This is a genomic window from Pseudorhizobium marinum (assembly GCF_000705355.1).
GTDB lineage: Bacteria > Pseudomonadota > Alphaproteobacteria > Rhizobiales > Rhizobiaceae > Neorhizobium > Neorhizobium pelagicum.
In genome coordinates this window covers 149,094-163,177 of record NZ_JMQK01000002.1, presented here as the reverse complement: position 1 = coordinate 163,177, position 14,084 = coordinate 149,094, and the positions used below count along the sequence as shown (strand labels likewise).

Annotated in this window: 12 protein-coding genes; 2 read left to right on the top strand and 10 right to left on the bottom strand. The window is 65.0% G+C overall.

All coding sequences use genetic code 11. The annotated features are described in order from the left end of the window. Positions 1–74: 74 nt before the first annotated feature. A complete protein-coding gene (locus tag EO99_RS0102950; RefSeq protein WP_029617156.1) occupies positions 75–1,319 on the bottom strand; it encodes a class I SAM-dependent RNA methyltransferase in 1,245 nt (414 codons plus the stop codon). Next, positions 1,316–2,068 (bottom strand): TlyA family RNA methyltransferase, encoded by a 753-nt coding sequence (locus EO99_RS0102945; protein WP_029617155.1) that lies wholly within the window; start codon positions 2,066–2,068, stop codon positions 1,316–1,318. Before EO99_RS0102945 ends, EO99_RS0102950 begins: the two co-directional genes overlap by 4 nt. A gap of 220 nt (positions 2,069–2,288) precedes the next feature. On the opposite strand from EO99_RS0102945, the gene EO99_RS0102940 reads away from it, so the two are divergent. Next, positions 2,289–4,337 carry a methyl-accepting chemotaxis protein gene (locus tag EO99_RS0102940; RefSeq protein ID WP_029617154.1) on the top strand — a complete coding sequence of 683 codons (2,049 nt, stop codon included), beginning with the start codon at positions 2,289–2,291 and terminating at the stop codon, positions 4,335–4,337. Positions 4,338–4,416: 79 nt separating this feature from the next. Here the strand turns inward: EO99_RS0102940 and dxs are convergent, their stop codons facing one another. The 8 genes from dxs to EO99_RS0102900 form a co-directional block, all read right to left on the bottom strand. Continuing rightward, positions 4,417–6,336, bottom strand: coding sequence for a 1-deoxy-D-xylulose-5-phosphate synthase (gene dxs / locus EO99_RS0102935; protein ID WP_029617153.1), 1,920 nt, complete (start codon positions 6,334–6,336; stop codon positions 4,417–4,419). Between the two features lie 91 nt (positions 6,337–6,427). Further along, a complete protein-coding gene (locus tag EO99_RS0102930) occupies positions 6,428–7,351 on the bottom strand; it encodes a pirin family protein (RefSeq protein WP_029617152.1) in 924 nt (307 codons plus the stop codon). Between the two features lie 102 nt (positions 7,352–7,453). Continuing rightward, complete coding sequence (locus EO99_RS0102925; protein ID WP_029617151.1) at positions 7,454–8,398, bottom strand: acetamidase/formamidase family protein; 945 nt, start codon at positions 8,396–8,398, stop codon at positions 7,454–7,456. A 71-nt stretch (positions 8,399–8,469) separates the two neighbouring features. Next, entirely contained in the window at positions 8,470–8,841 is a 372-nt protein-coding gene (locus tag EO99_RS0102920) for a DUF1850 domain-containing protein (protein WP_029617150.1), read from the bottom strand. Then, complete coding sequence (locus EO99_RS0102915) at positions 8,838–10,949, bottom strand: TRAP transporter permease (RefSeq protein WP_051679681.1); 2,112 nt, start codon at positions 10,947–10,949, stop codon at positions 8,838–8,840. The genes EO99_RS0102920 and EO99_RS0102915 overlap by 4 nt, the downstream gene beginning before the upstream one ends. Positions 10,950–11,028: 79 nt before the next feature. After that, a complete protein-coding gene (locus tag EO99_RS0102910) occupies positions 11,029–11,964 on the bottom strand; it encodes a TAXI family TRAP transporter solute-binding subunit (RefSeq protein ID WP_156034619.1) in 936 nt (311 codons plus the stop codon). A gap of 132 nt (positions 11,965–12,096) precedes the next feature. After that, positions 12,097–12,363: an exodeoxyribonuclease VII small subunit gene (locus EO99_RS0102905; RefSeq protein WP_029617147.1), complete on the bottom strand. Its 267-nt coding sequence runs from the start codon at positions 12,361–12,363 to the stop codon at positions 12,097–12,099. A 2-nt stretch (positions 12,364–12,365) separates the two neighbouring features. Continuing rightward, entirely contained in the window at positions 12,366–13,298 is a 933-nt protein-coding gene (locus tag EO99_RS0102900) for a histone deacetylase family protein (RefSeq protein WP_029617146.1), read from the bottom strand. A 126-nt stretch (positions 13,299–13,424) separates the two neighbouring features. On the opposite strand from EO99_RS0102900, the gene EO99_RS0102895 reads away from it, so the two are divergent. Further along, entirely contained in the window at positions 13,425–13,823 is a 399-nt protein-coding gene (locus EO99_RS0102895) for an acyl-CoA thioesterase (protein ID WP_051679680.1), read from the top strand. The last annotated feature ends 261 nt before the right edge of the window (positions 13,824–14,084 follow it).

Below are 14,084 nucleotides of genomic sequence, written 5' to 3'. Positions count from 1 at the left end.
CGGCAAGTGCCACAACCAACCGGAGACTCAACCGGTGGATGTCGCGGGTTGTTCATTGGGCCGTGGCCGGAAGCTCAGCGGTCGAGCAGTGCGACCGCCTCGACATGGGTCGACCAGAGAAACTGGTCGACGGGAGTAACCGACCGGATGCTGTAGCCGGCCTCCACGAGGATGCTCAGATCCCGTGCGAGCGTCAGTGGGTTGCAGCTGACGGCGGCGATCTTCTTGACGCCTGAGCGTGCCAGTTCCCTGACCTGCACTTCCGCACCGGCACGCGGAGGGTCGAAGACCACGGCATCGAAGGGCTTGATCTCCTGCGGGGTCAGCGGCCGGCGGTAGAGGTCGCGCCGTTCGATGCTGATCGGCTTCAGCCCCTGGGTATTGCGCGCCGCATGGTCCAGCGCCTTCAGCGGCTTTTCTTCGCCTTCCACGGCATGCACGCGGGCAATGCGGGCAAGGCGCAGCGAGAAGGTCCCTGAGCCGGCAAACAGATCGAGCACCCGCTTCGCCTTGCCGATATGCGCCAGCACGAGCGCGGAAATGGCATCCTCGGCCTCCCGGGTCGCCTGCAGGAAGGTGCCGGGTGGCGGTGAGACCAGCACGCCGCCGAAATCGACGAGCGGCTTCTGCGGCTCCACCAGAATTTCGCCGTTGACGGTGACGCGGGCGACACCCTGGGCGAGCAGCACCGTCTCGATGATGCGCCGGCGCTGCTTGTCGCCGAGCGGCTTGACGCCCTCGGCGGCCAGATCAAGTCCCGAGACCGTCTCGGTGACCGCAAGCCGGAAGGTTTCGGCGCCACTGGCGATCGAACTGGCAACAGAGCGGATCGCGCCGAGCTTGCCGACGATCCCCGGCGAGGAGATGGGACATTCCACGACGGCGAAGATGTGGTTGGTCTCGGCCCTGTTGAAGCCGACCAGCGCGCCGGTCTCCGTCTTGCGTACCGAAAACACCACCCGGCGGCGCTGTCCGGGCCGACAGGCCACCAGCGGCGCCACGTGCGGCGTTAGCCCCTTGGAGCGCAGCGCCTCTATGACGAGGTCGCGCTTGAAGGCCTGGTAGGGCGCGTCGGCGAGATGCTGCAGCGAGCAGCCGCCGCAGGCATCGCCGTCCGGGTCGAAGTGTCGGCAGGGCGGCTGGACGCGGTCGCTGGACACCGCTGCCATGGACATGATCGTGCCCTGGTTGCCGTTACGGGCAATCGCGACGGTCTCGCCTGGCAGCGCATAGGGCACAAAGATCGGACCCTCCGGACCATGCGCCACGCCATGGCCCTGAGCGCCGAGCCGGCTGATGGTGACGGTCTCGGTGCTCATGGCTTTTGCCCGCCGAGCAGGAATTCCTGGTTGCCGTCACCGCCGGCGATCGGGGAGGGGATCAGCCCGAGGCTTGTCCAGCCCATGTCCTCCACCAGCCAGCGCTCCAGTTCGGCGGCGACCGCAGGCGCGGTCTCGGGCTGCTTGAGAAGACCGGACTTCGCGATGTTCTCGCGACCCGCCTCGAACTGCGGCTTCACGAGAAGAACGCAGAGAGCACCCGGCTCGGCAAATTCCAGCCCCGGCGGCAGCGCCAGCTTGATCGAAATGAAGGAGACGTCTGAGACGACGAGCGAGATCTCCCGTCCCTCCAGATCGTCGAGCTCGAGTGCGCGGGCGTTGACGCCTTCGAGACAGGTGACGCGCGGATCCTCGGCGATGCGCGGATGCATCTGCCCATGGCCGACATCGACCGCGATGACATGCTCGGCACCGCCCTGCAGCAGAACCTCCGTGAAGCCGCCGGTCGAGGCGCCGATGTCGAGGCAGGTTCTGCCGGCGATGGCGATCTGGAAATGCTGGAGTGCGGCGGCAAGCTTCAAGGCCGCCCGCGACACATATTGCTGTGCCGGGTCTTCGATCTCCACGGAGATGTCGTCGGGGAAAGCCTGCGAGGGTTTGGTGACGGTCTGGCCGTTCACCCGGACAGTGCCCCGCATGACCGCGTCACGGGCGCGCGAGCGGCTGGCGAAAAGACCGAGGGCCACAAGCAATTGATCGAGGCGTTGGGGAGGTGAGGTGAGTGACATGATGTCTCAATGGGTCGCTTTTCCCCGATACGCAAGGACTTTGCGCGGAACAATCGCTTTCGTTGACGTGGAACCGATTTTCACCGCTCATTTCTCAATCGAATTTTAAGGGGAATGGGATTCCTTCTGTACAACGCTCTGATCTGCGCCGCGGCTCCCGTCCGTCCGAAATCATTTCGGATCTTCAGTTTCATCCCAGTCTGTGAACCGGCGGAAAAACATGGCCCTCCGAAACCTTTCTCTCAGTAAAAAGCTCATCGGCACCTTTGCTGCCGTGATGTCCGTCTGCCTGCTGGCGTCTGCCGGTGTCTTCTGGCAGGTGGTTCAGTCGACGCGGGCGTCCGTGGAGCAGACGAAGGCACAGACCATTCTGCGCCATGTGGACAATGCGCTGGAAAGCCTGCTCGAGCAGGCCGTCAGCCAGCGAGGCTACCTTCTCTTCCGCAGCGACAGCACCTACAACGAGGTGTTTGCACAGCGCGACAAGATGATTGCCGAGATCGAAGTGGCCAAGCGGGAAGCTGCCGGGGATGCCGCAGTCGTCGCTTCGCTCGACGAAATGCGTGCAGCGGCCGATGTCTTCCACAACCAGCTCAGCCAGCCGCAGCTTGCGGCACGCAGGACCACCGAGGCTCCGATCTCCGAAATCATCGAGATCGGTCGCAGCCAGTCGACTGGCCAGCTCGACCTGTTCCGCGAAGCGGCCGCCAGGATCAAGCAGGAGATCACTGCCAGGGCTCTGTCGTTGCAGGCCGAGCAGGAAACCGCCCAGTGGAACGTCATGCTGGCGCTGATGATCGGCGGCGGCGTCGCCGGTATCATCGCCACGGGCTTGGTCTGGGCCCTGTCGCGCGCCATCGTCACGCCGATCGTCGGCATGACCGATGCCATGTCGCAGCTGGCGGGCGGCAACCACGACATTCTGGTTCCGGCACTCGACCGTGGCGACGAACTGGGCCGCATGGCCCAGGCCGTCGCGGTCTTCAAGGATGCCGCCATCGAGAAGCTGCGCCTGGAGCGCGACAGCGATGCTGCCCGCTCCGCCGCCGAGCGCGAGCGCATGAGCAATGACGAGCTGAAGGCCCGCGAAGCCGGCGAGCTCGAGTTCGCGATCGATTCGCTGGCGAGAGGACTTTCCAGCCTCTCGAACGGCGACGTCGCCCATCGCATCGAGGCACCCTTCGCCGGCAACCTCGACCGCCTGCGCACCGATTTCAACGAAGCCGTCGGCAAGCTGCAGGCAGCTCTCCAGTCGGTTGGCGCGAATGCCGCCGCGATCAATGCCGGTGCGGAGGAGATCCGTGTGGCAGCCGACAACCTCGCCCACCGCACGGAGCAGCAGGCAGCCTCGGTGGAAGAGACGGCTGCGGCACTGGAAGAGGTCACCACCACGGTCAGGGACGCGGCGAAGCGCGCCGAAGACGTCGGGCAGCGCGTCGAGCGCGCCCGCGCCGGTGCCGAGCAGTCGGGCGTCGTCGTGCGCCGCGCCGTCACCGCCATGGAGCAGATCTCCAAGTCCTCGGGCGAGATCATCAACATCATCAGCGTCATCGACGACATCGCCTTCCAGACGAACCTGCTTGCCCTCAATGCCGGTGTCGAAGCAGCCCGTGCGGGCGAGGCCGGCAAGGGCTTTGCCGTCGTCGCCCAGGAGGTCCGCGAACTCGCCCAGCGCTCGGCCAATGCCGCCAAGGAGATCAAGTCGCTGATCACCACCTCCTCCGATCAGGTGGATTCGGGCGTCGCCCTCGTCGGGGAAACAGGCAAGGCGCTCGAGGCTATCGTCGGCGAGGTCCAGGAGATCAACGAGCACATCAAGGCAATCGTGGTCTCCACCCGCGAGCAGTCGACGGGACTTCAGGAAATCAACGTCGCCGTCAACGCCATGGACCAGGGCACCCAGCAGAACGCCGCCATGGTCGAGCAGCAGACCGCCGCCAGCCATTCTCTCGCCAGCGAGGCGGAGTCCCTGAACAGCCTGCTGCGGCAGTTCAATCTCGGCTCGCAGGGCGCCAGCCGTCCAGCCGCCGCCTTCGTCAGCAAGCCGGCTGTCGCCGCAGTCGCTCCGAAGCCCGCACCGTCGTCCTTGGCAAAACCCGCTGAGAAAACTGTCGCGCGACCCGTCCCGGCACGCGTTCCGGCACCCGCCAGCCCCCAGTCACGCCCCGCACCGTCCCCGGCAAGCGCACTGCATGGGAAGCTGACGGCGGCCTTCGGAAGCACATCGGCCGCGGCCAAGCCAAGCGAGGAAAACTGGGAGGAGTTCTAGGGCTCCTTCGCCGACAGAACGAGAAAACGGCCGGTCGCTCCGGCCGTTCTCATTTAAGGCTTCGGCAAACGGCCAGCCGTCAGCTGGCGGCGCCGATGCCCACCTGCTTCTGGCCCAGCGCATTGAAGACGGTGGTGACGATGCCGGCGCGGTCGAGGCCGGCCTTGGCGTACATGGCGTCGGGGCTCGCCTGGTCCATCCAGACGTCCGGCAGCACCAGCGATCGGATCTTCAGCCCGTGGTCGAGCCTGCCCTCGGCGGCGAGGAAATGCAGCACATGGGCGCCAAAGCCGCCGACGGCGCCTTCCTCGATGGTGACCAGCACCTCGTGGTGGCTGCAGAGCTGGCGGATCATCGCGTGGTCGAGCGGCTTGGCAAAGCGCGCATCGGCAACCGTGGTGGAAAGTCCTGCGGCATCGAGGTCCTCTGCCGCCAGCAGACAGTCCTTCAATCGTGTCCCGAAGCACAGGAGCGCAACCTTGGAGCCTTCCTTGACGATGCGGCCCTTGCCGATCTCCAGGATCTGGCCGCGTTCCGGCATCTCGACGCCCACGCCTTCGCCGCGAGGGTAGCGGAAGGAGATCGGGCCCTCGTCATAGGCCGCGGCCGTGCGTACCATGTGCTTCAGCTCCGCCTCGTCGGCGGCCGCCATCACCACCATGCCGGGCAGGGCGGCGAGGAAGGTGGTGTCGAAGGAGCCGGCATGGGTCGGGCCATCGGCGCCGACAAAGCCGGCGCGGTCGATGGGGAAGCGCACCGGCAGGCCCTGGATCGCCACGTCGTGGACGACCTGGTCGTAGCCGCGCTGCAGGAAGGTCGAATAGAGGGCACAGAAGGGCTTGTAGCCCTCGGTCGCGAGGCCGGCCGCAAACGTGACGGCATGCTGCTCGGCAATGCCGACGTCGAAGGTGCGCGCCGGGAAGATCTCCGCCAGCTTGTCGATGCCCGTGCCGTTCGGCATGGCGGCGGTGATGCCGACGATCTTGTCGTCGAGCCGCGCCTCCTGCACCAGAGCCTCGCCGAAGACGCTCGTATAGCTCGGCGCATTCGGCTTCGCCTTCGCCTGCGTGCCGGTGATGACGTCGAACTTGTTGACGCCATGATACTTGTCGGCGGCCGCTTCCGCCGGCGGATAGCCTTTGCCCTTCTGGGTGCAGACATGGATCAGCACCGGGCCGCGGGCATTGTCGCGCACATTGCGCAGCACCGGCAGCAGGTGCTCGAAGGAGTGACCGTCGATCGGGCCGATATGGTAGAAGCCCATCTCCTCGAACATCGTCCCGCCGGTCACATAGCCGCGCGCATGTTCCACTGCCCGGGTGATCGCCCTATCGACGCCCTTGCCGAGGTAGGCGGTGAGCTTCTTGCCGATCTCGCGCACGCCCATGTAGGTGCGGCCCGAGGCAAGGCGGGCGAGATAGGCGCTCATGGCGCCGGTCGGCGGCGCGATCGACATGTCGTTGTCGTTGAGGATGACGATAAGCCGGGCGTCCAGCGCGCCGGCATTGTTCAGCGCCTCATAGGCCATGCCGGCCGACATGGCGCCGTCGCCGATCACCGAGATCACGTTGCGCTTCGATCCAGACAGATCCGAGGCGACGGCCATGCCGAGGCCGGCGGAGATCGAGGTGGAGGAATGCGCGGCGCCGAAGGGGTCGTATTCGCTCTCGGCGCGCCGGGTAAAGCCGGAAATTCCGTTCTCCTGGCGGAGCGTGCGGATGCGGTCGCGCCGCCCCGTCAGGATCTTGTGCGGATAGCACTGGTGGCCGACGTCGAAGATCAGTCGGTCGTCTGGCGTGTTGAACACCTTGTGGATGGCAATGGTAAGCTCGACCACACCAAGGCCTGCGCCAAGGTGGCCGCCCGTCTTGGAGACGGCGTCGATCATCTCGTCGCGAAGCTCGCGGGCCAGCCGCGGCAGGTCGCGGTCCTCGATCATCCGCAGGTCTGCAGGAAACTTGACGGTGTCGAGCAGCGGCGTCTGGGGGAGAGGTGTCACGGAGTCTGGCCTTTTCTGCTCTTTCCGGATGCGGGTAGTCCTCCAACATGAGGAGGAACCGGGCTTTTTCAAGTAATTGCCTTAGCGGATTTCATTTCTCGGGCAAAGGGACAAACTCTTCCTCGTCCCCCGGCACGATCTCGAAGCGGCCCGTGCGCCATTCCTCCTTCGCCTTCTCGATCCTCTCCTTCGACGAGGACACGAAGTTCCACCAGATGTAGCGCCTGGAGTTGAGCGCCGCGCCGCCGAACAGCATCATGTGGCAGCCCTGAGGTCCGGCTTTCAGCGTGATCTCGTCTCCCGGTCGGAAAACCAGAAGTTGGTTGGGAGCGAAACCATCGTCTGCCACCGAAAGTTCCCCCGCAAGCACATAGACTGCCCGTTCTTCATGAGCGGCTGGGAACGGAAAGCTGCGCCCCGGCTCGAGCCGCAGGTCGACGTAGAGCGTATCGGTAAAGGTCGGCACCGGCGATCGCAGACCGGCGAAATCGCCGATCACCACCCGAGCCTTCGCACCTTCGTTGTCGATCAGCGGCATGGTGCCGGCATCGCTGTGGGAAAATGCAGGATCGATCTCCTCCCGGTCGTCGGGAAGCGCCAGCCAGGTCTGCAATCCCGATACCGAAAGCGGCTTGCCGCGCAGGTTCTCCGGCGTCCGCTCCGAATGGACGATGCCGCGCCCGGCCGTCATCAGGTTGATGTCGCCCGGCTTGATGACCAGTTCGGTACCGAGGCTGTCGCGGTGCTTGATCTCGCCGTCGAAGAGATAGGTCACGGTCGACAAACCGATATGGGGATGCGGCTTGACGTCCAGCGCTTCGCCCGCCCGCATCAGCGCCGGTCCCATCCGGTCGAAGAATATGAACGGCCCGACCAGCCGCCGCTGCCGCGACGGCAGCGCCCGGCGCACGGCAAAACCGCCGATGTCGCTGGAGCGCGGGATGATCAGGTTCTCGATGGCATCGCAGGCGAAGCTGTTGCCGGGCTCGGGATCGGTGCCGGGAAAGAAGGACATCGTCGTCTCCTGTTTGCTCCGATCCTAGCCCCCGCGCGACGCCCCGCCAAGCGGCAACAGGGACGTGAGGGCGCGACGTCGCTGTGACGGCAGATTGTGCCTTTAATACAGCACGATCCGCGGGAAGTAGAAGCAGACGACCCAGTTCGGCTGGTCGACGATCTCGCTGATGCGCAGGTCTCCGCAGACCGAGCAGAGCATATAGGCGTCGACCGGGTTCATGCCATGCTCGGCGCCCAGCAGGTCGATCATCCGCATCAGCGCCTCGCGGGCGCCCGTCATCAGGTCGGGGCCGATGCCGGTCGTCACCTCGTAGCCGGCGCCATCGAGGTGGCGGGTGACGGGACCCGTTGTGGTAAAGCGCGGCGTCTTCAGGTTGGCGCCCTTGACGAGATCGAGCGTCAGCTCGACGTTCATCTGGCTTTCGATCGCTGTGCCGCAGACTTCGCCATCGCCCTGTGCGGCATGCGTATCGCCGACGGAAAACAGCGCTCCCTGGCATTCGATCGGCAGGTACAGCGTGACGCCGGCGCTCAGGTCGCGGATATCCATGTTGCCGCCGACGCGCCTTGGCGGAACGACGGAATGCAGTCCCGGTTCTGCCGGGGCAACGCCGATCGTGCCGGTGAACGGCTTCAGCGGCACCTTGCCGCCGGGGCCGAAGGCGGCCGGGGCCATCGATTGTGTGTCATAGCTCCAGACATGCAGCGCCGGATCCTCGAAGTGGTCGGCAAGCAGGCCGAAGCCGGGGATGTTGGCGGTCCAGCCATGGCCGCTGGGGTGGAACTTGTTGATCGTCACCTTCAGCGCATCGCCGGGCTCCGCGCCCTCGACGTAGACAGGTCCCGACACCGGATTGATCCTGCCGAAGTCGAGGTTCGCCAGCGTCTCCAGCGTCGCATCCGCGCCGATCTGGCCGCCGGAGGAATCCAGGCATTCGAACAGGATGGTCTCGCCGGGCCTTGCCGTGATCGCGGGCGGAAAATCCCTGTTCCAGCCGAAATTGTGTTGGGCCGAATGGATGGTGTGGTTGCACGCGACGCACATGACGATACCTCCTGTTTGTCTCGTGTTACCTCAGAGTGATCCGGCTGCAAAGACGCCGGCAGGCCTGGGGCCTATCGGCACGGACTGAGCACGGCGGTCTCGCCCGCCTCTGCGCCGATCTCACGACACTCCGGCCCGGCGCAGAGCGTCCAGCCACCGCCTGTGGCGCCGGACGCGGCAAGGCTGAGGCGGGACTGTATCGGCAAGTCCGGCTGCCATGTCCACCAGCCGTCCCGCAACACGGCATCTGGGCCGGGTTCCATCCCGGCGCCCGAGCCTTTTACGGAAGCTTGCGTCAGTTGCAGGCCGGCCGGCGTGACCGACCATTCCTCCCGCCATTCCGTCTTCTGTACCGAGTGGGTCCAGGAGAGGGTGAAGATCGAGGCGGCAAACATCGTCGTCTTGCCCGCGGAGAGAAGGCAGAGGGCGACGCCGGCACTCATGGCGCCGCGGCGACCCGGTTGCTCCGGCGCGACCGGTACCAGTGTTGCGCCACGACGGTGATGCCGAGCACCCAGCCGATCTCGTCCGTCAGCGGCAGCGCGATGATGGTGCAGGCGCCGGCGGCAAAGGCCAGCAGCCGCTCCCAGAGCGCCAGCGGCGCAAACAGGAAGCCGACGACCGCCGCGCCCCCGAGCGCGATGCCGAAGCAGGCTTTCGCGAAGACGTAAGCCACTTCCACCGGATACCCCCAGGCGGCGGCAATCGGCCCCGCGTCCTGCAGCATGAGCGACGGCGTGTAGACGGCCATGAACGGCACGATGAAGCCGGCGAGCGCGAGCTTCGTCGCCTGTATCGATATCTTCAGCCCGGAGGTCTTTGCCATCGGCGCCGCCGCAAAGCAGGCGAGCGCGACCGGCGGCGTCAGATCGGCCATGATGCCGAAGTAGAAGACGAACATGTGGCTGACCAGCAGCGGCACGCCGAGTTCCAGCAGGGCAGGGCCGGCGAGCGACGAGGTGATGATGTAGTTGGGGATCGTCGGAATGCCCATGCCGAGGATGAGGCAGGTGATCATCGTCAGCACGAGCGACAGGAACAGGCTGTCTTCGCCCACCCGGATGATGAAGCCGATGAAGGTCGAGGCGATGCCGGTCAGCGTCAGCGTGCCGATGACGATGCCGACGATGGCGCAGGCGATGCCGACGGGCAGCGCGTTCTTGGCGCCCTCGGCCATGGCGTCACGGCAGATGCCAAGCGTCTCGCGGCCGCCGTTGATGAAGAAGCAGACGGCAATCAGCCCGAGGATGACGAACAGCAGCAGGTCCACCCCGAACTCCAGGAAGGACGCCGCCGCAAGACCGAGCGCCAGCCAGAAGACGACGCGGAAGGCGAAGGGTCCGATGCGCGCGGCAATCGGCATGCCGAGGATCAGCACCACGACGAGCGCCAGCCCCATCGTGCCGGCGAAGATCGGCGTGTAGCCGGCAAACAGCAGGTAGACGAGCGCGCCGAGCGGCAGGACCAGCGGCCAGTGCTCCTTGACGGCGAGCCAGGGATTGGGAAGTTCCGCCTTGCTCATTCCGCTCAACCCGGCCTTGCCCGCCTCCAGATAGACGGTCCAGAAGCAGACGCCGAAGTAGAGGATGGCCGGAATGAGCGCGGCCTTGACGATGTCGGCATAGGGCAGGTTCAGCGTCTCCGCCATGATGAAGGCGACGGCGCCCATCACCGGCGGCATGATCTGTCCGCCCATGGAAGAGGTCGCCTCGACGCCGCCGGCAAACGACGAGCGGAAGCCGAAACGCTTCATCAGCGGAATGGTGAACTGGCCGCTGGCCACCACATTGGCGACGCCTGAGCCCGAAATCGTGCCCATCAGCGCCGAGGAGAGGACGCAGACCTGCGCCGGACCGCCGCGCCAGGAGCCGACGAGGCCGAGCGCGAAATCATTGAAGAGCGCCAGCATGCCGGCCCGCTCGAGGAAGGCGGCAAAGACCACGAAGATGAAGATATAGGCGGCCGAGACATAGATCGGCGTGCCGTAGATGCCCTCGGTGCCGAAGCCGAAATGCTCGATGATCAGTTCGAAGTCGTAGCCGCGGTGGATGAAGGGCGCCGGGAAATACTGGCCGAAGAAGCAGTAGATCAGGAAGATCGCCGCGATCGTCGTGAGCGGCAGGCCCATCAGCCGCCGGGCGGCTTCAAACACCAGCACGATCATCACCGTCGCGACCGTCAGGTCGAGCGCCGTGTGGAAGCCGCTGCGCAGGATCAGCTGTTCGTAGAACACCCAGTTGTAGATGCCGGTCAGGAAGCCGGTGATCCCGAGCGCCCAGAACCACAGCTTTCCGGGTCGTGTCTTCGCCACCAGGTTGCCGATCAGCGCAAAGCCGAGCAGCAGCAGGAACCCGACGTGCATGGCGCGCACCACCTGGCTCGGCAACGTGCCGTAGGCTGCGGTCCAGAGCTGGAAAAGCGAGAAGGTGAAGGCGATCCAGAAGGCGATCCTTCCGCCTATGCCATCGCCGAAGCCCGCCGGAAGGCCCTCGATCGCTTCCTCCACCGATTTTGGTGCAGGCTTGGTTTCCACTGCTGCGAGATCGCTCATTCGTCCCTCGACCTGTCTCTGCAAATACAAATCCCCGCGGCGTGTCTCACGTCCGCGGGGATGGAGAGGCGATGCAGGATTACTGCATCAGGCCGGCTTCTTTGTAGTAACGCTCGGCGCCCGGGTGCAGCGGCACGGGCATCCCGTCGAGAGCCTTCTTGGGATCGATGCCCTTCGCGGCGGCATGCGATGCGGCCAGGCGGTCGAGGTTTTCGAAGAGCAGCTTGGTCATCTGGTAGACGGTTTCTTCCGGCACGCCGTCATGGGTGATCAGGAAGTTGCCGACGGCTGCGGTCGGCACGTCTTCCGTCTGTCCGTCGTAGGTGCCGGCGGGGATGACGACCGGCAGATAGGGCGCACCGATCTTTTCCACTTCCGCGGCCGGAACGGCGACGACGGTGATCGGGAGCGAAGTTGCAAGGTCGCGGATCGAGGCGACGCCGAGACCGGCCGACTGCAGGGTCGCGTCGAGCTGGCGGTTCTTGATCAGTTCGACCGATTCGGCGAACGGCAGATACTCGGTCTTGCCGAGATCCTCGTAGGACATGCCGGCAGCCTCGAAGATGGCGCGGGCATTGATCTCGGTGCCGGACTTCGGGGCGCCGACCGAGAGGCTCTTGCCCTTGAGGTCCGCCAGCGTCTTGACGCCGGACTCCTGGCTGGCGACGATCTGGATGTAGTTCGGATAGATGCCGGCGATGCCGCGCAGCTTGTCGAGCTTGCCGGGGAAGCCGGCCTCGGTATCGCCTTCCCAGGCCATCTGCACGGAATCGCCGAGCGAGAAGCCGATCTCGCCGCGGCCTGCCTGCAGCAGGTTGAGGTTTTCCACGGAGGCCTTGGTGGCCTGCACCTGGGTGCGCGAGCCTTCGATGTTTTCGCCGTAGATCTCCGACAGCGCGACGCCGAGCGGATAATAGACGCCGGACGTGCCGCCCGTCAGCACGTTGATGAATTCCTGCGCCCGTGCGCCGGTCGCCGCAAAGGTTGCGGAAACAGCCAGCGTGGCGGCGAGCATGAATTTGAATTTGTTTGATTTCACGATTGTTCCTCCCAAAAGCAATCACTCAGATACGCTATCATGGTGAGGCGGGCAGAGCCCGTCAATCGCTTTGTGGCGACAGACGGGCAAAGATGCTGAAAGCTTAAACTATCGCAGGGTGTCGTCGCCGTCGAGCGGCTCGACGCCCTGCGGCTTGCCGGCGCGGTCGAGGCGGATCTTCTCGATGCGGTTCTCGGCGGCCGTCAGAAGCTTCTCGCAGTGCTTCTTCAAGGCCTCGCCACGCTCATAGATGGCGATCGACTCGTCCAGCGCCACGTCGCCGCGTTCCAGCCGGGCAACGATGCTCTCCAGCTCTGCGACGGCCTTCTCGAACGTGTAGCCGCTGACATCGAGGGTCTCGGTGGTTTCGGTCATCTTCAGCCCTTCATCAGTCGGCAAATGTGCAGCCCCGCCGATTCGGCGAGCCCTTCCAGATCATATCCGCCCTCCAGCAGGCTGATAAGCCTGTTGCCGGAATACTTGCCGGCGATCTCCATCAGCCGCCCCGTTGCCCAGTCGAAATCGTCGCCGACGAGGTTGATCTGCGCCAGCGGATCGCGGTGGTGGGCGTCGAAGCCTGCCGAAATGATCAGGAAATCCGGGCGGAAGTTCTCCAGCGCCGGCAGGACCCGGGTCTTGAAGGCGTCGCGGAAATGTTCGCTCGCGGAATTGGCCTCCAGCGGCGCATTGACGATATTGCCCTTCGTGCCGGTCTCGTCGCGCGCGCCGGTCCACGGGTAGAGCGGCATCTGGTGCGTCGAGCAGAACAGCACGGAGGGATCGTCCCAGAAAATGTCCTGGGTGCCGTTGCCGTGGTGCACGTCCCAATCGACGATGGCCACACGCTCGACGCCATAGGTCTGCTGGGCGTGGCGGGCGGCAATCGCGGCGTTGTTGAACAGGCAGAAGCCCATCGCCTTGGTCTTTTCCGCATGGTGCCCCGGCGGTCGTGCGGCGACGAAGACATTGTCTGCCTGACCGGTGAAGACGTCGTCGACGGCGGCCATCGCACCACCAATCCCAGTCAGCGCCGCCTGCAGGCTCTTCGGTCCCACATAGGTATCGGCCTCGATCTGGCGGATCTCGTCGTCTTCCGGGATCTCGCGCATGACGGAAAACAGGTGTTCCTCCGGATGGGCGAGCAGCACCGCATCCTCGTTCGCCTGCGGCGCCTTCTTCCGGTCGAGCTTGTCGAAGTTGGGATGCTGCAGGGCGATCGCCAGAGACCGGAGGCGGTCCGCCCGTTCCGGATGTCCCTCCGGCGTGCGGTGCTCCAGGAAGATATCGTGCTCGTAGAGGCGGGTGGACATCGGCGGGGCATCTCCGTTTGCCACGACATGGCGCAGATCGCCCGGCTTTTCAAGCTGCGGCTGCAGCCGCGCTTGTGAAGCCGGAAGGAATGGGCTTACATGATCACGGGTGTTGCTGGAGGTAGCGTGAACAAAGAGCCTGTAGGATTTCTGGAGTTCGAGGTACCGTTCCGCGACGTGGACATGCACGGGGAGATGTATCGGGCCGTCTATGTCCACCGCGCCGAGGAGGCGCTCGCAACCTTCTGGGCCAGGCGTCCTGCCTCCAAGGGCGATCCGCATTTCACCTTTGCCAAGGTCACCTGCACCTTTCATGCAGCGCTGCGCCTCGGCGATGCGGTGCGCATGGACGTCCATGTCAGCAAGATCGGCGTCAAGTCTGCAGGCTTCATCGTGCGCATGACGCGCGGCAACGACGAGGTCGCGGAAGCCGAAATCGTCTGGACCGCCTGCGACCGGGAGAAGAAGGAGCCGGTGGCGCTGCCCGAAGACCTTCGCGACTGGCTCTATCAGTTCCTCGACTGAGGTCGTGAGGCCCGGCGGCACAAGCGCCGGCCCAGGCAAGCGGGCGTGGCCAATCCCTCTTCGCATCGGCACGCCTGTCTTCCGGATTGCCCGAGTGCAATCTTCGAATTGACATCCGGGAAATTCGGTTCCTAACTAGGCCGGTAGCGCGTGTTGGGAGGCATCTGCGCTACCGCATCCTGATTAAGACGACATGACAAGAATGTACTCCGGCACGCCTCCAACGCGTGGCGTGCGCATGCGCATGACGTAACAAATAAT